The sequence below is a fragment of the Bradyrhizobium sp. 62B genome, assembly GCF_030272265.2.
Classification (GTDB): domain Bacteria; phylum Pseudomonadota; class Alphaproteobacteria; order Rhizobiales; family Xanthobacteraceae; genus Bradyrhizobium.
In genome coordinates, this window is the sequence record NZ_CP092841.2 from 6,911,543 (window position 1) to 6,930,425 (window position 18,883).

Annotated in this window: 19 protein-coding genes, 1 other RNA gene and 1 pseudogene; 12 read left to right on the top strand and 9 right to left on the bottom strand. The window is 65.9% G+C overall.

What is annotated here, in order from left to right:
- Positions 1-23 precede the first annotated feature (23 nt).
- Positions 24-1,862, bottom strand: a complete 1,839-nt coding sequence (locus ML401_RS33205) for a DNA polymerase III subunit gamma/tau (RefSeq protein ID WP_212065124.1) — start codon at positions 1,860-1,862, stop codon at positions 24-26.
- Between the two features lie 95 nt (positions 1,863-1,957).
- Positions 1,958-2,054: signal recognition particle sRNA small type (gene ffs / locus ML401_RS33210), an RNA gene on the bottom strand.
- A gap of 181 nt (positions 2,055-2,235) precedes the next feature.
- Here ffs and ML401_RS33215 point away from each other — a divergent pair.
- From ML401_RS33215 to ML401_RS33255, 9 genes are all read left to right on the top strand, one after another.
- On the top strand, positions 2,236-3,081 hold the full coding sequence (locus ML401_RS33215) for a transporter substrate-binding domain-containing protein (RefSeq protein ID WP_194404774.1): 846 nt from the start codon (positions 2,236-2,238) through the stop codon (positions 3,079-3,081).
- Between the two features lie 135 nt (positions 3,082-3,216).
- Positions 3,217-3,879, top strand: coding sequence for an amino acid ABC transporter permease (locus ML401_RS33220; RefSeq protein WP_194404775.1), 663 nt, complete (start codon positions 3,217-3,219; stop codon positions 3,877-3,879).
- A complete protein-coding gene (locus ML401_RS33225; protein ID WP_212065122.1) occupies positions 3,876-4,670 on the top strand; it encodes an amino acid ABC transporter ATP-binding protein in 795 nt (264 codons plus the stop codon). The genes ML401_RS33220 and ML401_RS33225 overlap by 4 nt, the downstream gene beginning before the upstream one ends.
- Positions 4,670-5,425 carry an SDR family NAD(P)-dependent oxidoreductase gene (locus ML401_RS33230; RefSeq protein ID WP_212065121.1) on the top strand — a complete coding sequence of 252 codons (756 nt, stop codon included), beginning with the start codon at positions 4,670-4,672 and terminating at the stop codon, positions 5,423-5,425. Before ML401_RS33225 ends, ML401_RS33230 begins: the two co-directional genes overlap by 1 nt.
- Positions 5,422-6,549 carry a muconate cycloisomerase family protein gene (locus ML401_RS33235; RefSeq protein WP_259217903.1) on the top strand — a complete coding sequence of 376 codons (1,128 nt, stop codon included), beginning with the start codon at positions 5,422-5,424 and terminating at the stop codon, positions 6,547-6,549. The genes ML401_RS33230 and ML401_RS33235 overlap by 4 nt, the downstream gene beginning before the upstream one ends.
- Positions 6,550-6,720: 171 nt before the next feature.
- Positions 6,721-7,140, top strand: a complete 420-nt coding sequence (locus tag ML401_RS33240; RefSeq protein WP_092220890.1) for an HIT domain-containing protein — start codon at positions 6,721-6,723, stop codon at positions 7,138-7,140.
- Between the two features lie 9 nt (positions 7,141-7,149).
- The gene (nudC, locus tag ML401_RS33245) at positions 7,150-8,088 is read left to right on the top strand and encodes an NAD(+) diphosphatase (protein ID WP_285808388.1); all 939 of its coding nucleotides are present in this window, start codon (positions 7,150-7,152) and stop codon (positions 8,086-8,088) included.
- A gap of 6 nt (positions 8,089-8,094) precedes the next feature.
- Positions 8,095-9,012, top strand: a complete 918-nt coding sequence (locus ML401_RS33250; protein ID WP_285808390.1) for a sugar kinase — start codon at positions 8,095-8,097, stop codon at positions 9,010-9,012.
- Positions 9,013-9,115: 103 nt separating this feature from the next.
- On the top strand, positions 9,116-9,625 hold the full coding sequence (locus ML401_RS33255) for an Lrp/AsnC family transcriptional regulator (RefSeq protein WP_025032510.1): 510 nt from the start codon (positions 9,116-9,118) through the stop codon (positions 9,623-9,625).
- Positions 9,626-9,628: 3 nt separating this feature from the next.
- Here ML401_RS33255 and ML401_RS33260 read toward each other — a convergent pair whose 3' ends face one another.
- Both ML401_RS33260 and ML401_RS33265 read right to left on the bottom strand, forming a co-directional pair.
- Positions 9,629-10,978: a cell wall metabolism sensor histidine kinase WalK gene (locus tag ML401_RS33260; RefSeq protein WP_211415604.1), complete on the bottom strand. Its 1,350-nt coding sequence runs from the start codon at positions 10,976-10,978 to the stop codon at positions 9,629-9,631.
- Positions 10,978-11,700 (bottom strand): response regulator, encoded by a 723-nt coding sequence (locus ML401_RS33265; RefSeq protein WP_285808401.1) that lies wholly within the window; start codon positions 11,698-11,700, stop codon positions 10,978-10,980. Before ML401_RS33265 ends, ML401_RS33260 begins: the two co-directional genes overlap by 1 nt.
- 181 nt (positions 11,701-11,881) lie before the next feature.
- Here ML401_RS33265 and ML401_RS33270 point away from each other — a divergent pair, with 181 nt between their 5' ends.
- From ML401_RS33270 to ML401_RS33280, 3 genes are all read left to right on the top strand, one after another.
- Complete coding sequence (locus ML401_RS33270; protein ID WP_194404783.1) at positions 11,882-12,103, top strand: hypothetical protein; 222 nt, start codon at positions 11,882-11,884, stop codon at positions 12,101-12,103.
- A gap of 73 nt (positions 12,104-12,176) precedes the next feature.
- Positions 12,177-12,488: a cysteine rich repeat-containing protein gene (locus ML401_RS33275; RefSeq protein WP_249156562.1), complete on the top strand. Its 312-nt coding sequence runs from the start codon at positions 12,177-12,179 to the stop codon at positions 12,486-12,488.
- Positions 12,489-12,497: 9 nt separating this feature from the next.
- Positions 12,498-13,337 (top strand): sterol desaturase family protein, encoded by an 840-nt coding sequence (locus ML401_RS33280; protein ID WP_285808403.1) that lies wholly within the window; start codon positions 12,498-12,500, stop codon positions 13,335-13,337.
- 10 nt (positions 13,338-13,347) lie between these two features.
- Here the strand turns inward: ML401_RS33280 and ML401_RS33285 are convergent, their stop codons facing one another.
- From ML401_RS33285 to hrpB, 5 genes and pseudogenes are all read right to left on the bottom strand, one after another.
- Positions 13,348-14,847: a phosphomannomutase/phosphoglucomutase gene (locus ML401_RS33285; protein ID WP_259217909.1), complete on the bottom strand. Its 1,500-nt coding sequence runs from the start codon at positions 14,845-14,847 to the stop codon at positions 13,348-13,350.
- 160 nt (positions 14,848-15,007) lie between these two features.
- Positions 15,008-15,363: pseudogene (locus tag ML401_RS33290) on the bottom strand (DUF86 domain-containing protein).
- The gene (locus ML401_RS33295) at positions 15,344-15,640 is read right to left on the bottom strand and encodes a nucleotidyltransferase family protein (RefSeq protein ID WP_194404786.1); all 297 of its coding nucleotides are present in this window, start codon (positions 15,638-15,640) and stop codon (positions 15,344-15,346) included. The pseudogene ML401_RS33290 and the gene ML401_RS33295 overlap by 20 nt, the downstream one beginning before the upstream one ends.
- A gap of 58 nt (positions 15,641-15,698) precedes the next feature.
- Positions 15,699-16,211, bottom strand: coding sequence for a TIGR02281 family clan AA aspartic protease (locus ML401_RS33300; RefSeq protein WP_211415600.1), 513 nt, complete (start codon positions 16,209-16,211; stop codon positions 15,699-15,701).
- Positions 16,212-16,338: 127 nt separating this feature from the next.
- Positions 16,339-18,813, bottom strand: coding sequence for an ATP-dependent helicase HrpB (gene hrpB / locus ML401_RS33305; RefSeq protein ID WP_285808406.1), 2,475 nt, complete (start codon positions 18,811-18,813; stop codon positions 16,339-16,341).
- Positions 18,814-18,883 lie beyond the last annotated feature (70 nt).

Consider the following 18,883-nt stretch of genomic DNA (forward strand, 5'->3'; position numbering starts at 1 on the left):
TGTCTGTCCTTGAAAAGGTCGGCTCAGAGATCGTCGTCGGCGTCGGAACCGTCGGGCGGATCATCACTGCCATAGTCGGTGTTTATATTGGTTTCCGGCGTCTCCGAGGCAAGCCTGCGGACCTCGACGACCTTCGCGCCGGGGAAACGCGACAGCACCTCCTGCACGCGCGGATCGGCCTCAGCGGTACGCGCATGCTCCTGCTTGGCAGCCTGGTTCACCGAGCGCAGCGTCGGCTGGCCCTGCTCGTTCGACACGATGATGGTCCAGCGCCGGCCGGTCCACTGCTCGAACTTCTTTGCGAGCTCGGAGATCATGGTCTTGGAGGCGTTGGGCTCGAGCGCGACCTCCAGCCGGCCCTCCTCGAAACGGACGAGGCGCATGTCGCCTTCGAGCGCGCCCTTGGTCATGAGGTCGCGCTTCTGGCCCGCGAGCGCAACGAGCTGGGTGAAGCTCGTGATGCGCAGTTGCGGCGCGGCGCCTTGCGGATCCGGGGCGGGCGCGGCCATCTGCGGCCGGGCGCCACCGCCGAACGCTGATGGCGACGATGTCGGCATGCGAACAGGCGCGGCAGAAACCGGCGCTGCGGAGGCCATCGGCGCGGCCGGCGCGCTGCTGCGCGCAGCACTGCCGCCGCTCACGACCGGCGAGCCGCCGCCGTTCTGCTCCAGCATCCTGATGGCTTCGTCGGGTGTCGGAAGGTCGGCGACATAGGCGATGCGCACCAGCACCATCTCCGCGGCGGCGGCGGGACGCGTCGCGGCCTGCACCTCGGCGATGCCCTTGAGCAGCATCTGCCACATCCGCGACAGCACGCGCATCGAGATCTTCGCGGCGAACTCCTTGGCGCGCACGCGCTCGGTCTCGCCATAGGCGACGTTGTCGGCGGTCGCCGGCACGATCTTCACGCGGGTGACGAAATTGACGAATTCGGCGAGGTCCGAGAGCACGACGATGGGATCGGCGCCGACATCGTACTGATCACGGAACTCCTTGAAAGCAGCCGCGATGTCGCCGCGTGCCAGCGACGCGAAGAGGTCGATGACGCGGGTGCGGTCGGCGAGGCCCAGCATCTGCCTGACCGCATCGGCCTTCACGGTGCCTGCCGCATGCGCGATCGCCTGGTCGAGCAGCGACAGCGAATCGCGCACCGAACCCTCGGCGGCGCGCGCGATGATGCCGAGTGCCTCCGGCTCGATCTCGACGTTTTCCTTGGTGGCGATATTGGCAAGGTGCTTCATCAGCACGTCGGCCTCGACGCGGCGCAGGTCGAAACGCTGGCAGCGCGACAGCACCGTGACCGGAACCTTGCGGATCTCGGTCGTCGCGAACACGAATTTGGCGTGCTCCGGCGGCTCCTCCAGCGTCTTCAGGAAGGCGTTGAACGCCGCCGTCGACAGCATGTGGACTTCGTCGATGATGTAGACCTTGTAGCGGGCGCTGGCCGGCGCGTAGCGCACGCTGTCGTTGATCTGGCGGACGTCGTCGACGCCGGTGTGCGAGGCCGCGTCCATCTCCAGCACGTCCATGTGCCGGCTTTCCATGATCGCCTGGCAATGCACGCCCAGCGTCGGCATGTGGATGGTCGGCCCCTTCACCGAACCATCCGGCATCTCGTAGTTGAGTGCGCGGGCCAGGATGCGCGCGGTGGTGGTCTTGCCGACGCCGCGGACGCCGGTAAGGATCCAGGCCTGCGGAATGCGCCCGGTTTCGAACGCATTGGAAACGGTGCGGACCACGGCCTCCTGGCCGATCAGATCGTCGAAGCTGGAGGGGCGGTATTTGCGCGCAAGCACCCGGTACGGCGCGTTGCCGGCCGGGCCGGCGCTATCGGGGTTGGGAGGGGCGCCAGCGTCGGTCATCAGTCGATCCGCAATGAAATGTCTCGTGGCCGGCTTTTGCGGAAAGGAGCGCGCTGGCGGCTGGTGCCGCCGGCGCTGGTTCGCTCGAAAAACAGGTAGGAGACTGACGAGCGACCCGATCCGGACCTCGTTAGGGCTGCTTCCTTCCGGACCTGACCCGGTTGGCGAGTGGCTCGTCCACCGCCAATCTCCCGGTCCCTATTTGGGGCCAAAGGAGCCGGAAAGCAAGCGGGTATCGCCCGGATCAGGTTGGTCCTGCCCAGCATCCGGGCAATTGCCGGCCTGCCCAGCCGATAGGCTGTGCTTTCGCCGATGGGACCACCTTGCTAAGAACGCTGACGGAACCCGTCCAACCAGAAGAGCAGTGATCCCAATGGTTACACGTCGTGATGTTGCATCGATTGTCGGACTTGGCGCGATGACCGCGGCTGCGCTGGCCGCGCCCGCCGTGGCCCAGACCGCCGAGCCGAACGAATCGACCTTCGCCCGCATCCGCCGGACCAAGAAGATGCGGATCGGCGCGGTCGGCGGCGGCGCGCCCTATTACATGAAGGATCTGTCCAGCGGCCAGTGGAAGGGCTTCTACATCGACATTGCCAAGGGGCTTGCCGACGACATGGAGGCCGAGCTCGAGATCACCGAGACCACCTGGGGCAATTCGGTGCTCGATCTGCAGGCCAACAAGATCGACATCTTCTTCGGCCTCAACCCGACCCCGAAGCGCGCGCTGGTGATCGACTTCTCGGTGCCGGTCTTCAACAACGCCTTCGCCATCCTCTGCAAGAAGGACTTCAAGCCGAAGAGCTGGGCGGAGTTGAACTCGCCCGACATCAAGATCGCGGTCGACCAGGGCTCCTCGCACGACCAGGTCGTCAGCCGCCTGACGCCGAAGGCGCAGATCACGCGGCTGAAGACCGCCGACGACGCCACCGCCGCGCTGCAGACCGGCCGCGTCGACGCGCAATGCCTGATCACGATGCTGTCGCTGACCGTGCTGAAGAAGAACCCCTCGCTCGGCCAGCTCGTGCTGCCGACCCCGATCTTTGCGACGACGTCCAATGCCGGCTTCCGCCGCGAGGCCGACAAGACCTGGCGCGACTACGTCAACACCTGGATCGACTTCAACAAGGGCCTCGGCTTCATCCGCAACGCGATCATCACCAACATGGAGTTGGTAGGCGTGACGGAAGCGGACATTCCGCCGGGCGTGTCGTTGTAAGTTTCACCCGTCATTCCGGGGCTCGCGAAGCGAGAACCCGGGATCTCGCGCTACAATCTCTGGATTCCGGGTTCGCGACTTCGTCGCGCCCCGGAATGACGGTGCAAACGGCACCCACGATTGAGTTAAGCACGCATGTATCAGTGGGACTTCGGCATCCTCTGGAGCTATCGCTGGCTCTTTCTCAACGGGCTTGGCGTCACCGTCGGCTTTACCGTGGTGATCGTCGTGCTCGGCCTGGTGTTCGGCCTGTTCGGCGCGTTCGGCAGCCTGTCACGCTTCAAGCCCGTGCGCCTTCTCGCCCTCACCTTCATCGAAGCGTTCCGTTGCACGCCGCTCCTGGTGCAGCTGATCTGGTTCTATTATGCGCTGCCGATCCTCGCCGGCGTCGAGATGACGCCGATCACGGCCTCTGCGCTGGCGCTCTCGCTCTATGGCGGCTCGTTCTATTCGGAGATCATTCGCGGCGGCATCATCTCGATCGACAAAGGCCAGTCGGAAGCCGGTGCCGCGCTCGGCATGACGCCGGGACAGAGCATGCGGCGCATCGTGCTGCCGCAGGCGATCAAGCGCATGATCCCGGCGCTGATGAATCAGTCGATCATCCAGTTCAAGAACACCTCGCTGGTCTCGGTGCTGGCGGTGCCCGACCTCGTCTACCAGAGCCAGGTCGCCGCCCATGACAGCTACCGGCCGCTGGAGACCTACACCGCGGTCGCAGTCGCCTATGCGGCGATCCTGATCCCGCTCACCATCCTCGTCCGCCGCGGCGAGAAGCGACTGGCGGTGAGCGAATGAGCGAGACGCAAAAGATAGAGATCCGAGCCTTACGCAAGAGCTTCGGCAGCAACGAGGTCCTGAAGAACATCAATCTCGACGTCGCCAAGGGCGGCGTCGTCGCGCTGATCGGACCCTCGGGATCAGGCAAATCGACGCTGCTTCGCTGCATCAATCTGCTGGTCGTACCCGACGGCGGCAGCGTGCGCGTCGGCGACACGCGCTTTGCCTTCGGCGACGGCGCAAAACTCCCGGACGTGAAGACGCTGGCAAAATTCCGCGCCACCACCGGCATGGTGTTCCAGCACTTCAACCTGTTTCCGCACATGACGACGCTGCAGAACGTGATGGAAGGGCCGGTCACGGTGCGGCGCATGGCCAAGGCCGATGCCGAGAAGCTTGCGCGGGCGCAGCTCGCCAAGGTCGGCCTTGCGGAGAAGGCGGACCAGTATCCGGCGACGCTCTCGGGCGGCCAGAAGCAGCGCGTCGCGATCGCACGCGCGCTCGCCATGGAGCCTGACGTCATGCTGTTTGATGAGGCGACCTCGGCGCTCGATCCGGAGCTCGTCGGCGAGGTGCTGAACGTGATCCAGCAACTGGCGTCCGAAGGCATGACCATGGTGATCGTCACCCACGAGATCGCCTTCGCCCGCGAGGTTGCCGACCGCCTGATCTTCATGCGCGACGGAATCGTCGTCGAGGAAGGCCCCGCGCGGCAGGTGATCGACAACCCAATGGAAGCCGCAACGCGCGCCTTCCTCAGCCATTTCCACCGCACCGGCGCATTGCCGCCGACCACACCGGCATCGTGATGTCCGATATCAACCGAGTCTATCTCATCACCGGCGCCGCCAGCGGCATCGGCCGTGCGACGGCAAAGCTGCTTGCCGTCCCCGGCACGGCGCTTCTGCTGCACACACGCTCCAACGCCGAAGGTCTCGACGCCACCGCTGCGGCAGCCGAAGCGAAGGGCGCCCTTGTTGCAAAATGCCTCGGCGATCTCGCCGAGGAAGCAGCCGTCACTGAAGCCATCGCTGCAACGAAAGCCGCCTTCGGCCGGCTCGACGGACTGATTCTGGTCGGCGGCCACGCCCGCCGCGGCAGCGCGATCGGCACGCCGGCGGATCAATTCCGCCAGGCCATGGATGAATCTGCGCTGGCGTTCACGCGCATGGTCGAGGCCGCGCTGCCGCTACTGCGTACGGGGCAGGATTCGCGCATCGTCGCCGTATCGTCCTTCGTGGCGCATGCGATCCGTCCGGAGTTCGCACCCTTCGCAGCAACCGCCGCGAGCCGCGCCGCGTTGGAAGCGCTGGTGCGCCTCACCGCGATCGAGCTCGCGGGCGACGGCATCACCGTCAACGCGGTGGCGCCGGGCCTCATCGTCAAGGACAGACCGAGCGAGAGCCGGCTTTCGCCCGAGCAGATCGCCGCAACCGAAGCGCTGATCCCGATGCGCCGCCGCGGCCGTCCGGAGGAAGTCGCAGAAATCATCGCCTTCCTGGCATCACCGAAGGCGTCCTACGTCACCGGCCAGGTCTGGCACGTCAATGGAGGCCTGACATGAGCGAAGCAACCGTCGAGCGCATCAGGCTGTTCCTGATCGAGAGCCCGATCAAGATGGCCCGCCTGCAGGGCGTCGGCAACGTCAAGGGCACCGTGAAACGCGTGCTGATCGAGCTGACCTCGAGCGACGGCGTGGTCGGCTGGGGCGAGGCGGCGCCGTGGGAGGTCTTCACGGGAACACCTGAGGCCGCGTTCTCCGCGCTCGACATCTATTTGCGGCCCATTGTTCTGGGCAAACCGGTTCGCCGCATCCGCGCGCTGATGGCGGAGCTCGACCGCGCGCTGGTCGGACACGCGGAAGCAAAAGTCGCGGTCGAGATGGCGCTGCTCGACATCGTCGGCAAATCGTCGGGGCTGTCGGTCGCCGATTTGCTCGGCGGCCGCGTGCGCGACACCATTCCCCTCTCCTTCTCGATCGCCGATCCGGATTTCGCTGCGGACCTCGAGCGCATGCGGAAAATGGTTCCGGACGGCAATTTCATCTACAAGGTCAAGACCGGCGTGAAATCGCATCGCGAGGACCTCGATCATCTCGAGACGATCCGCAAGGAATTCGGTGACAAGGTGGACTTGCGCGTCGACTACAACCAGGCGCTGGCACCGTTCGGCGCGATAAAAATCCTGCGCGATGTCGAGGCGTTCGTTCCGACCTTCATCGAGCAGCCGGTGCCGCGCAAATATCTCGACGTGATGGCGCAGCTCACCGCCGCGCTGGAGACGCCCGTTCTCGCCGACGAAAGCTGTTTCGATCGCCGCGACATGATGGAGGTGGTACGCCGCGAGGCGGCCGACGCCGTCTCGATCAAGCTGATGAAGGCCGGCGGCCTGTTCGAGGCGCAGGCGATCATGGCCATCGCCGACATCGCCGGCCTGCCCGGCTATGGCGGCACGCTGTGGGAGGGCGGCATTGGGCTGGCCGCCGGCACGCAGCTGATCGCGGCAACGCCGGGCATCTCGCTCGGCTGCGAGTTCTACATGCCGCATCATGTGCTGACCGAGGACGTGCTGGAAGAGCGCATCGCCAATCGCGGCGGCCATGTCGTGGTGCCCGACGGGCCCGGCCTCGGCATCCGCGTCAGCGAAGCCTCGGTTCGTTCTAACGCAAGGGTGCTGGCGGAGGCGTGAGCCGCCGGTCGCGCGACGAACTCAGCTGTCGTCCCGGGTCTGCGCTGACGCTTGTCCGGGACGACGATCGTGTATGCGTAAGCAGCGGAGCCGCCAACCTTCCCCTTGCCAACTGCCTATCGTATGCTCGTGCCGAACAAGCCCGATCCCATCGGGCATTCGGAAACACCTATGTCTGATCCCGCCTGGTCGCTGCACTCCCGCCTGAAAGAGGACACCATCGACATCGGCGATTTGCCGCTGTCGAAGGTGCTCGTCATCAAGGACGCGCATTATCCCTGGTTGCTGCTGGTGCCGCGGCGCCCCGATGCGGTCGAGATCATCGATCTCGACGAGGTGCAGCAGGCGCAGTTGATGACCGAGATCTCCCGCGTCTCGCGCGCCCTGAAGGAGATCACCAAATGCGACAAGCTCAATGTCGCCGCGCTCGGCAACCTCGTGCCGCAGCTTCACGTTCACATCATCGCGCGCCGCACCAGCGATGCCGCCTGGCCGCGGCCGGTCTGGGGCGTGATGCCGCCCTTGGCGCACGACGCGGCAGAAGTTCAGAATTTCATCAGCGCGCTTCGCCGCAAGATCTGGTTGGGTTGAAAGAATATAATGTCAGCATTCGACGCCTTTCCGCTAGGACAGCCCGCCTTCGTCACCAACATCCTCGATCGCGCCGCGCATCTCCGCCGCGACGATGAGAAGCTGTTCGCGATGGAACAGAAGCCGACTTCACGCGCCTATGTCGTTTATCGCGACTCGCTGCTGGTCAAGCGCGAGGGCGACAAGATTCGCGCGCTGCTCTCGATCGACGAGGCCCTGAAGTGCGGCGCCAATCCCGGCACCATCTTTCTCGGCCTGCGTGACGGCGCCGCGGTGTTCGGCATGGGCCTGGCGCAGGCCGCCGCCGAGAAGCTGGTGGGGCCCGAGGACTACACCGTGACCGAGCTGCGCGGCATGGCGATGCAGGGCGCGATCCCGCCCGAGGAGCTCTCGGCGATCGCGATGGCGAAATCGATGGTGAGCTGGCACCAGCGCCACGGCTATTGCGCCAATTGCGGCGCGCGCAGCGCGATGAAGGAAGGCGGCTGGAAGCGCGACTGTCCGGCGTGCAAGGCCGAGCATTTTCCGCGCACCGATCCGGTCGTGATCATGCACGTTGCCTCCGGCGACAAGTGCCTGCTCGGCCGCCAGAAGCAGTTTCCCCCCGGCATGTATTCCTGCCTCGCCGGCTTCGTCGAGGCCGCCGAGACCATCGAGGACGCGGTGCGCCGCGAGATCCTGGAGGAATCCGGCATTCGCTGCACCGACGTGCAGTATTACATGACGCAGCCCTGGCCCTATCCGTCGTCGCTGATGATCGGCTGCAGCGCGCGGGCCGTGAGCGAGGACATCGTCGTGGACCGCATGGAGCTGGAGGACGCGCGCTGGTTCACGCGCGAGGAGGCCGCCCTGATGCTGACGCGGACGCATCCGGACGGGCTCGCCGGCCCGCATCCCTTCGCCATCGCCCACCACCTGCTCGGCCGTTGGGTCCACGACAAGAGCTGACCGCCGATGGCGCTACCGAAGGCCGCGCCGCGCATCCTTTGCATCGGCATTCCCGTGCGCGACCTCACCTTTCGGGTCGAGGCCGTTCCCGCGCGCGGCAGCAAGGCCAACGCCACGCATCTCGCCGAGATCTGCGGCGGCAATGCGCTCAATGCCGCCATCTCGGTCGCGCGACTTGGCGGCCGCGCCGCGTTCACGGGACCGATGGGAGATGCGCGCGAGATGTCGAGCGGCTTTATCCTCGATCGCATGACCGCCGAAGGCATCGAGGCGAGCCATATCGTGCGCATGCCCGATGTGAGCACGCCCGTATCTGCCATCATCATCGACGCGACAGGTGAGCGGACGCTGACGATTTATCGCGATCCCGCGCTGTGGACGGTCAAGCTGCCCGATGACGACACGCTGCTCGAGGACTGCCGGGCTGTCCTGGTCGAGAGCCGCTGTGCGGAGTTCGCGATCTCCCTCTGCACCGAAGCACGCCGGCGCGGCATTCCCGTCATCGTCGGCGTCGACCGCGCGATGTCGTTGCAGGACGGCCTGCTGATCTCCGCCTCGCACCTGCTGTTCGCCAGCGAACAGGTGCAGGAGACGGCCGGTATCACAGATGACGGCGAGGCCTTGAGGCGCCTCGCGCAGCTGACGCCGGCCTTCCTCGCCTCAACCCGCGGCCCGCGCGGCACGATCTGGCTGAACGAGACAGGCGAACTGGAGGAGACCCCGGCCTTCCCGGTCGAGGCGGTCGATACGCTCGGCGCGGGCGACGTCTTCCATGGCGCCTTCGCGCTTCGCCTCGCCGAGGGCGCGGAGGTCCGGGAGGCGCTGCGATTCGCCGCGGCCGCCGCAGCGCTGAAATGCACCCGCCATGGCGGTGGCCAGGCCGCCCCACAACGTGTTGAAATTGAAGAGCTTTTGCGCAGCTGACCCTGGGGCAGCTCCACTGTCGCGCCGAGATTATGGGCTTGCTGTGGAAAGATTTTCTCTATATCAGGGAAATCAGCCCCTGAAATGGAACAACGTTCTTCAAATGACTGATGTCGCCGTCCAGATCCCCGAGACCAGCCGCCGCCTCGATGCCATCGACCGCAAAATCCTGATGGTACTCCAGGAGGATGCCTCGCTGTCCGTCGCCGAGATCGGCGACCGCGTCGGCCTGTCCTCGACCCCCTGCTGGAAGCGTATCCAGCGGCTGGAGGCCGACGGCGTGATCATCAAGCGGGTTGCCCTGGTTGACCAGAACAAGATCGGGCTCGGCATCTCCGTGTTCGTGTCGGTCGAGAGCTCCGACCATTCCGACGCCTGGCTGAAAAGGTTCGCCGAAGCCGTCAGCGCCATGCCCGAGGTGATGGAGTTCTATCGCATGGCCGGCGACGTCGATTACATGCTGCGCGTCGTGGTCGCGGACATGCAGGCCTATGACGTGTTCTACAAGAAGCTGATCAGCGCCGTGCCGCTGAAGAACGTCACCTCGCGCTTCGCGATGGAGAAGATCAAGTCGGTGACGGCGCTGCCGATCCCGGCGGTGGTGGCGGCCTGAGTCTCACGCCGGCCGAAATACCGGCAGCGCGACGTTGACGCGGGTGCCTCCGCCCGGGGTCGCGGCGATCTCGATCGTTCCGCCATGGGCCTCGACCAGGCTGCGCACCACCGCGAGGCCGAGGCCCGCGCCGCCGGTCGCGCGATTGCGCGACTTCTCCAGCCGATGGAACGGCTCCAGCACGGTCTGGCGTTGATCGGCGGGAATGCCGGGCCCTTCATCGTCGATCGACACGAGGAAGGCACCGTCCTTCGTCGCGGCTCGCACATGCGCAGCGTGGCCATAGGCGAGCGCATTGTCGATGATGTTGGCAAAGATCCGCCGCAGCGCCAGCCGGTCGCCGAGCACGACGGCATTCCGGCCGCGCTCGTCCGTCACCAGGTCGACCGGTTTGCCCTGAACGCGCCGGTCGTGCACCTCGACGCCGATCAGCGCAGCGAGCTCGACCATTTCCTGTGACAGGCCGCCGGCGCCGGCCCGCGTCGACAGCAGCGCATCGTCCAGCAGCCGGATCATGTCGTCGATGTCGGCGACCGCCCGTTGTCGCTCGGCATCGTCGGCGATGTGCTCGACCCGTAGCCGCAGCCGGGTCGCGAACGTCCTGACGTCATGGGCGATGCCCCCGACCAGCGTCATGCGTGCACGCAACATCTCGGCGAGGCGGCCTTGCAGGCGGTTGAACGCGGCGATGACGGCGCGGATTTCCGGCGCGCTGCGGCGGGCGTCCGGCAGCGTCGGAGGATCGGCCGACAGATCGACCCGATCGACCGCCGCGGCGAGCTGCGCCAGCGGTCGCGTCTCGCGCTGCATGACGATCAGCGCCAGCAGCGCCACGATCGAGCCGAACAGGCCGGCGCCAAAGCCGACGGGCAGGCCGAACGGGGTCACCGGCAGGCGGGTATAGGCATCGATGATGAGAAGATCGCCGCCGCGCAGTCCGATGCGGAATTCGACGGCATTGGCCATCAGCCGTGCGAGACGGGGAAACAGACGGCTGGCGCGATGATCGGGCGGAGATACGATCTCCACCGCGCGGCCCGCAAGGCCGGCTGCATAGGTCTCGCGCAACTGTGCCTGCTGCGGCGGCGTCTCGCCGGCAACCGGCGCGCCCGACGGCACGATCCGCGCCATGAATTGCGGCGACGACACCGCATCGAGAACGGCCTGCCGCGCGTCGCCGGACATGCGCTCGAGCAGCGTTGCCAGCGCATCGAGCCGCGCCGGTGAAGGCCGCGTCAGCTCGTTTTCGTGCACCGTGGTTCGATAGAAGATCGCCAGGACGACGGTGACCACCACCGTGAATCCGACCAGTCCGATCAGAGCCAGCCGGGCGGCGAGCGTCACGCGCAGCATCACGACACCTGCTTCACGTTCGTGGTGAAGAGATAGCCGCCATTGCGCACCGTTGTGATCAGGTTGGAGCCGGGACTGGCGCCGTCGAGCTTCTTGCGCAGCCGCGAGATCAGCATGTCCACGGTGCGGTCGAACGGTTCGGCCGAACGTCCACGCGTCCAGTCGAGGATCTGGTCGCGGGTCAGCACGCGGCGCGGGCGCTGCACGAAGCAGCCGAGCAGATCGAACTCCGCACTGGTCAATTGCAGCGCCGCGATCGGGTCCTCGACGGTCTCGACGCTGCGCGAATCAAGATCGATGACGAAGCGGTCGAACGCAAAGCGCCGAAGCAGAGGCTTTACCGGTGCCCCGCCGGCACGACGGAGGATGGCACGGACGCGCGCCAGCAGCTCGCGCGGCCCGAACGGTTTCGTCAGATAATCGTCGGCGCCCATTTCGAGACCGACGACACGATCGATCTCCTCGCTCTTGGCGGTGAGCATCAGGATCGGAAGCGAATCGTCCGCCCGCAAGCGACGACAGATCGAAAGCCCGTCCTCGCCCGGCAGCATCAGATCGAGGATGACGAGGTCGGGCCGCAGGCGCTGGAGCATCGAGTCCATCGCCTTGCCGTCGGCGACGCAGGCGATCTCGAACCCCTCGCGCCGCATGAAGTCGGCGACGAGGCGGCTGATCTCCGGGTCGTCCTCCACCATGAGAATCGTGGCTGCTTGCGTGTTCATGACCGCATTGTGGGCAACGGTCGGCGTCAAGCAAGGGCGCGGGCCCTCTTGTTACATAGTGTTACACGAGGCCGACAAAGCCATAACAATCGTTTCGTGCCGGCAATGCGCCGCAGACGCGGCCCGACCAGTCTCTTCCCGTGGCTCCGCTTACGGCAGCCCCCACAAGGAGACGACGACCATGACCAAGTTCTTCCTGACCTCACTCGTCATCGGCACCCTCTCGGTTGCCGCGGCAGCCGATGCCAATGCCTGGACGCGGTCGGCGACGGCGAGCGGGCCGCGCGGCACCTCGAGCGTCACCGTGAGCGGCAGCTGCGCCAATGGCAGCTGCACGCGTAGCGCCACACGCACCGGTCCTGCCGGGAACACCTACACCCGCACCGGCACGGTCTCGCGCTGAGCGGGCGGACCGTCGCCGCATCTACCCCGGGGCGGCGACGGTCCATCGAAACAGACCAGAAAGGATCAGCACCATGACATCAATCGTCCGTGCCCTGCCGCAAGCTGCGGCCATCGTCGTCCTCGGCGCCTCGACCTCCGCATGGGCCCAGAGCCAGCTGCAAACGCAGATCACGCCGCAGATGCGCAACGAAGCGCGTACCGTCATGCAGGCCTGCCGTACCGATTATGAGGGCCTTTGCAGCAACGTCGCGCCGGGTGGCGGACGCATCCTGGCCTGCCTGCAATCCCATGCCGGCCAGCTCACCTCGTCCTGCGCACAGGCGCTGCCTCGCGCGCAAGCGCTGCGGGACGGCGCCGTCAGCGCCGGCGTCGCCCCGAAATAGGAGGACGTCGTGGCCTATGCTTCTCTCCTGCTCGATCCGACGATTCGGCGTGTGATCCTGGCAACTGCGATCGGCCTGATGCTGCTCGAATATGGCATCGGCCGGCTCGCACACCACGACACCCACGACTGGCGCGAGAGCGTCGCCTCGTTCGGCGTCGCGCTGGGACAGAACCTGCTCCGTGCGATCGAGGCCGGTATTCTCGCCGTGCCGTTCGCTTTCCTGTACGAACACCGGCTGTTCGACTTCGAGCAGACCGCTCCGCCTGCGCTCGCAGGATTATTCATTGGCAGCGAGTTTCTGTACTATTGGCAGCACCGCGCCTCGCATCGGATTCGCTGGATGTGGGCGACCCATGCGGTGCATCACTCGACGACGCGACTGAACCTGACGGCGGCGATCCGGCTCGGCTGGACCGGCAACATCTCGGGCAATTTCCTGTTCTTCCTGCCGCTGGCTCTGATCGGCTTTCACCCGCTCGCGATCGTGGCGATGCTCGGGATCAACCTGCTCTATCAGTTCTTCATCCACAGCGGCTTCACGCCGAAGCTCGGCGTGCTCGAATGGGTGCTCAACACGCCGAGCCATCATCGCGTACATCATGCCTGCAACGAGCCATGTCTCGACAGGAACTACGGCGGCATCCTGATCGTGTTCGACCGCCTGTTCGGCACCTTTGCCGAGCGTCCCACGGATCAACCGCTCCGTTTCGGCCTGGTCGGCGGCACCCCGTCCTTCAACCCGATCCGGATCGCGCTGGGCGAATGGATCGCAATGCTGGGCGACGCCTGGAAAGCGGGCGGCGCAAGCGCGAAGCTGCGCGCCCTGTTCGGGCCGCCGGGAGGCTGAGCGCGAACGATCAGATCGTCTGATTGTACTCGCCGACTTCGGGATGGGTGCGCAGCACGCTGTTCACCATCTCGAACATGTCGTGCATGCGCTGTTCGGAGACCGGGCTCTCGACCACCACGACGAGCTCGGGCTTGTTGGAGGAGGCGCGGACCAGGCCCCAGCTGCCGTCCTCGACCGTGACGCGTACGCCGTTGACGGTGACGAGATCGCGGATCGACTGTCCGCCGATCTTGGCGCCTTTGGCCTGCAGACCTTCGAAGTGCTTCACCACCTGGTCGATGACGCCGTATTTGGTCTCGTCGGCGCAATGCGGCGACATGGTCGGCGACGACCAGGTCTTTGGCAGCGCATCCTTCAGATCCGCCATCGACTTGCCGGGGGCGCGGTCGAGCATGTCGCAGATCGCGATCGCCGACACGAGGCCGTCGTCATAGCCGCGGCCATAGGGCTTGTTGAAGAAGAAATGGCCGGACTTCTCGAAGCCCGCGAGCGCGCCGGTCTCGTTGGTGCGGCGCTTCATGTAGGAATGGCCGGTCTTCCAATAGTCGGTCTTGGCGCCCTGCTTCTGCAGCACGGGATCGGTGACGAACAGGCCGGTCGACTTCACGTCGACGATGAAATGCGCGTCCTTGTGGATCGCCGACATGTCGCGCGCCAGCATCACGCCGACCTTGTCGGCGAAGATCTCCTCGCCGGTGTTGTCGACGACGCCGCAGCGGTCACCGTCACCGTCGAAGCCGAGGCCGACATCGGCCTTGTGATGCAGCACCGCATCGCGGATCGCGTGCAGCATCTCCATGTCTTCCGGATTCGGGTTGTATTTCGGGAAGGTGTGATCGAGCTCGGTGTCGAGCGGGATCACCTCGCAGCCGATCGCCTCCAGCACCTGCGGCGCGAACGCGCCCGCTGTGCCGTTGCCGCAGGCCGCGACGACCTTGAGCTTGCGCTTCAGCTTGGGACGGGAGGTGAGATCGGCGATGTAGCGCGCCGGATAATTCTCGTGGAATTGGTAGGAGCCGCCCGCCTTGTTCTTGAATTCGGCATTGAGCACGATTTCCTTCAGCCGCGTCATCTCGTCGGGGCCGAAGGTCAGCGGACGGTTGGCGCCCATCTTCACGCCGGTCCAGCCGTTGTCGTTGTGCGAGGCCGTGACCATCGCAACCGCGGGCACGTCGAGATCGAACTGCGCGAAATAGGCCATCGGCGTCACCGCGAGCCCGATGTCGTGCACCTTGCAGCCCGCGGCCATCAGGCCGGAGATCAGCGCGTATTTGATCGAGGCCGAATAGCCGCGGAAATCGTGGCCGGTGACGATCTCCTGTTTGACGCCGAGTTCGGCGATCAGCGCGCCGAGCCCCATGCCGAGCGCCTGCACACCCATCAGGTTGATTTCCTTCTGGAACAACCAGCGCGCGTCGTATTCACGAAAGCCCGTCGGCTTCACCATCGGTTCGGATTCGAAGGCGTAGGTGTTGGGCAACAATACGGATTTCGGCTTCGGGAACATTGAGACGGTCTCGTGAATGGGGGCAGGAATTGAGGCAGCCTTAGCGAATGCCGGGCCGCGGCGGAAGGCGGGAATGCAGGCTTATGGCCGATAATTGCGGCAGTTTGGTAACGAAGAAACGTTACCGCGAAGGCGACACCAAATGTATGACCGGAATGGGCTAACTCTGCAGCCGTGCTATCTCCTCTTCGACGACTGCCTTGAGAGCTGGCAGAGCCTGCTGAACAGTCTCCCACACAAGATGTGCTGCAACATCTTCATAGTTGTGGCGATAGACATTGCCTGCCGCCGCCATCTGTCTCCATGCGATCGCTGGGGCCTTTCTTTCAGCTTCTCCGGCAGACGGCGAGAGGCTTCTGAAATGATCTCCAGACAGCGCGTTACAGCATAGACCGCCCGTAGGTCCGCCGCGAATGCCTGGCGATCTGCCGTGCCGGCGAACTCGGCTGCCAAATCGATGTGATGCAAGATGTCCCGCAGGGTCCCGTCGATGCGATTAGAAGGCATAGACAGCATCGGCCGTCGCGGCAGGAGCAACGTATGATTTCAGACCGTCGCGATTGACGACGTCAACCGGGCCATCAAACAGATTGGAGATGTATTCCTTGAGCTCGACGTAGTCGAAGACAGTGATCCGCGCGTCTGGATCGATCTCGACCATGATGTCGATATCGCTGCCGGGATGATTGTCACCCCTCGCGACCGAACCGAACAACGCGGCATGCAAAACGCCCCGCTCGCGAAGGGCGTGCTCGGACTGTCGCAGGATGGTAATCGGGTCGGGCCTGTCCATGGGCGGAATATAGCACCCAGACTGGCCTTAAGGGAGGCCTCCCCGGCCCAGAGCCAATCTATTGCTCCAGCACCATCTGGCCGTTGGCATACTCGAAGCGCTTCAGGCGGGACAGGAAGGAAAGGCCGAGCAGGTTCTCCGACAGCGCCGCGTCGGGCAGCACCATGGCATCGACGTCGCGCACGATGAGGCCGCCGACATCGAGCATGGCGATGCGGGTGCGCGCGGCCTTGATGGTGCCGTTGGCAGTGGAGACGGTGGCGTTGTACTCGCTGCGCGAGGGACGAAGACCAAAGCGGGCCGCCGATGTCTCATTCAGCGCAACCACGGAGGCGCCGGTGTCGACCATGAATCCGATGCGCTGCCCCTCGATCCGGCCCTCGGTCTGGAAATGACCGCGGCCGTCGCGGGAAATGGCGAGGCTGCGGCCTCCGGCCGGCGCGGTCGCCGCAACGGCAATCGTGGTGCGCGGCGCTGACGTGGCGGACGCCGAGCTCATCTTGTCCGCCATCTGCGCCATGAAGGTGCCGAGGCCGATCATGACGGCCGCGAAGATCATAATGTTACGCATTACACCACTTCCGAGCCGAAAGCCCGATTTCACCACGCGAGGCGTCCGTCCGCGAGCGGGGCCGCAGCCGGAGCGCTGCTATTTTGACGAAAAGGATGAGCGGAGGGTTAATGGGCCGGCGTGTTTCTCACGTCCCGCGCGGCTTCGCCCGGCGGGTCGGCACTGCGCTGGCCGGATCGTCCGGCCAGGGATGGCGCGGGTAGCGGCCGCGCAGGTCGGAGCGCACGGCACTGTAGCTGCCACGCCAGAACCCCGGGAGATCACGCGTCACCTGCACCGGGCGCTGGGCCGGCGACAGCAGTTCCAGCACCAGCGGCACCTTGCCGGCCGCGATCGAGGGGTGGGTGTTGAGGCCGAACAATTCCTGCAGCCGCACCGCGATCGTTGGCCCCTGCTCCGCCTCGTAGTCGATCGCGAGCACGCTTCCGGTGGGCGCCTCGAAATGCGTCGGCGCCTCGCGTTCGAGCCGCGTGCGCATCTCCCAGGGCAAGAGCGCCATCAGCGCGTCGGAGAGATCGCCGGGGGAAATGTCCTTCAGCGCGATCTTGTCGTAGAGCGCGGGCACCAGCCAGTCGTCACGCCGCGCGATCAGCCCGTCGTCCGACAGATCGGGCCAGTTGTCGCCCTCGGCCTTGCGCAAGAACATCACGCGGTCGCGCCATTGCTTGGCGGCCTTCGACCAGGGCAGCCGGTCGAGACCAGCGGCGATCAATCCATCGGCGAGGATGCGCGCGGTGTCCTCCGATGGCGAGACCGCGAGCGTGGCTTCCGACAGCGTGATCGCATGCAACACGCGCTTGCGCCGCGCGCGCAACGCCATCGCGCCGCGATCGAAGGAAATCTCGTCGGCGCTCTCGATATGCTCGGCGAAATGCCGCTCGATATCGCCCTCCGTGATTTGCGCGGCGAGCAGGATGCGGCCGCTGGCCGCCGTGCCCGTCATTTCGCCGATCGCGATATAGGGCGCGCGGGCGAGCGAGGAGGTCTGCTCGACGGCCGCGCCACGGCCATTGGCGAGCACGAAGCTGCCATTGCCGCGATTGCGTGCGACGCGGTCCGGGAACGCATAAGCGAGCATCAGGCCGGTCGAAAGATCCTCCTGCGGCCCCGCTTTCTCCGACGCCGCCACTTGCGAGGCCCAGCGCCGCGCCAGGTCGCGCGCGCTTGAAGCGCGCTGTGAGCGATCGCGGCGGAACTGGTCGCGCCGATGCTCGAGGTCGACGCTGTCGCCGCCAAGCCCGCGCTCGGTGATGATGGCGGCGATCTCCGCGGCGGCTTCGCCCTCGCCGGCGCGATGCGAATCCACGATCATGCGCGCCAGCCGCGGCGGCAGCGCCAGCGCGCGCAGGCTTTTTCCCTCCGCGGTGATGCGGCCGTCGCCATCGAGCGCGTTGAGCTCGGAGAGCAGGCTCTTGGCTTCCTTCCAGGCCGGGGCCGGCGGCGGATCGAGGAACGACAGCGCGGCGGGATCGGCGACGCCCCATTGCGCGAGATCGAGCACTAGCGAGGACAGGTCGGCGCTCAAAATTTCCGGCTGGGTGTAGGGCGCGAGCGACGCGGTCTGCGGCTCGTCCCAGAGCCGGTAGCAGACACCGGGCTCGGTGCGGCCGGCGCGGCCGCGGCGCTGGTCCACCGCCGCACGGGAGGCACGCACGGTCTCGAGCCGCGTCAGGCCGATGTCGGGCTCGTAGCGCGGCACGCGGGCCAGCCCGGAATCGACCACGATGCGCACGCCTTCGATCGTCAGCGAGGTCTCCGCGATCGAGGTCGCCAGCACCACTTTTCGCGTGCCCTTGGGTGCCGGCGCGATGGCGCGGTCCTGCACGGCGGCATCGAGCGCGCCGAACAGCGGCACGATCTCGATCGATGCATCCTGTACGCGCTCGCCGAGAAAATTCTGGGTGCGACGGATCTCGGCGGCGCCCGGCAGGAAGGCCAGCACGGAGCCGCTGTCGGCGCGCAGCGCGGATGCAATTGCATCGGCCATCTGCCGCTCGATCGGTGCATCCGCCTTGCGGCCGAGATAGCGGGTGTCGACCGGGAAGGCGCGGCCCTCGCTTTCGACGACGGGTGCCTCGCCGAGCAGCTTTGCGACGCGCGCGCCGTCGAGCGTCGCCGACATCACGAGGATGCGCAGATCCTCGCGCAGGCCGGTCTGCGCATCACGGGCCAGCGCGAGGCCCAAATCGGCATCGAGCGAGCGCTCGTGAAATTCGTCGAACAGGACGGCGGCAATGCCTGACAGTTCGGGATCGTCGAGGATCTGGCGGGTGAAGATGCCCTCGGTCACCACCTCGATGCGCGTCGCGCGCGAGATCTTGGAGCCGAAGCGGACACGGTAGCCGACGGTCTCACCAGCGCGCTCGCCCAGCGATTTGGCCATGCGGTCGGCGCTGGCACGCGCCGCGATACGGCGCGGCTCCAGCACGATGATTTTCTTGCCCTTAGCCCAGGGGGCATCGAGCAGGGCGAGCGGCACGCGCGTGGTCTTGCCGGCGCCGGGCGGCGCCACCAGCACGGCGGCATTATGCGCCTCCAGCGTGCGCGACAAATCGTCGAGCACGGCATCGATCGGGAGGGGCGTGTCGAAATTGCGGGGCAAATATCTATCCGGTCGTCATGCCCGGCCTTGTGCCGGGCATCCACGTCCTGGACTAGAAACAGACGTGGAT

Bases quoted from the DNA above. Each gene is read 5' to 3' on its own strand.
- ML401_RS33300 (WP_211415600.1), bottom strand. From the start codon at position 16,211: ATGCGTAACATTATGATCTTCGCGGCCGTCATGATCGGCCTCGGCACC.
- ML401_RS33295 (WP_194404786.1), bottom strand. From the start codon at position 15,640: ATGGACAGGCCCGACCCGATTACCATCCTGCGACAGTCCGAGCACGCC.
- ML401_RS33235 (WP_259217903.1), top strand. From the start codon at position 5,422: ATGAGCGAAGCAACCGTCGAGCGCATCAGGCTGTTCCTGATCGAGAGC.
- ML401_RS33220 (WP_194404775.1), top strand. From the start codon at position 3,217: ATGTATCAGTGGGACTTCGGCATCCTCTGGAGCTATCGCTGGCTCTTT.
- ML401_RS33270 (WP_194404783.1), top strand. From the start codon at position 11,882: ATGACCAAGTTCTTCCTGACCTCACTCGTCATCGGCACCCTCTCGGTT.
- ML401_RS33275 (WP_249156562.1), top strand. From the start codon at position 12,177: ATGACATCAATCGTCCGTGCCCTGCCGCAAGCTGCGGCCATCGTCGTC.
- ML401_RS33215 (WP_194404774.1), top strand. From the start codon at position 2,236: ATGGTTACACGTCGTGATGTTGCATCGATTGTCGGACTTGGCGCGATG.
- ML401_RS33225 (WP_212065122.1), top strand. From the start codon at position 3,876: ATGAGCGAGACGCAAAAGATAGAGATCCGAGCCTTACGCAAGAGCTTC.
- ML401_RS33230 (WP_212065121.1), top strand. From the start codon at position 4,670: ATGTCCGATATCAACCGAGTCTATCTCATCACCGGCGCCGCCAGCGGC.
- ML401_RS33285 (WP_259217909.1), bottom strand. From the start codon at position 14,847: ATGTTCCCGAAGCCGAAATCCGTATTGTTGCCCAACACCTACGCCTTC.
- ML401_RS33255 (WP_025032510.1), top strand. From the start codon at position 9,116: ATGACTGATGTCGCCGTCCAGATCCCCGAGACCAGCCGCCGCCTCGAT.
- ML401_RS33205 (WP_212065124.1), bottom strand. From the start codon at position 1,862: ATGACCGACGCTGGCGCCCCTCCCAACCCCGATAGCGCCGGCCCGGCC.
- ML401_RS33240 (WP_092220890.1), top strand. From the start codon at position 6,721: ATGTCTGATCCCGCCTGGTCGCTGCACTCCCGCCTGAAAGAGGACACC.
- ML401_RS33265 (WP_285808401.1), bottom strand. From the start codon at position 11,700: ATGAACACGCAAGCAGCCACGATTCTCATGGTGGAGGACGACCCGGAG.
- ML401_RS33260 (WP_211415604.1), bottom strand. From the start codon at position 10,978: ATGCTGCGCGTGACGCTCGCCGCCCGGCTGGCTCTGATCGGACTGGTC.
- nudC (WP_285808388.1), top strand. From the start codon at position 7,150: ATGTCAGCATTCGACGCCTTTCCGCTAGGACAGCCCGCCTTCGTCACC.
- ML401_RS33250 (WP_285808390.1), top strand. From the start codon at position 8,095: ATGGCGCTACCGAAGGCCGCGCCGCGCATCCTTTGCATCGGCATTCCC.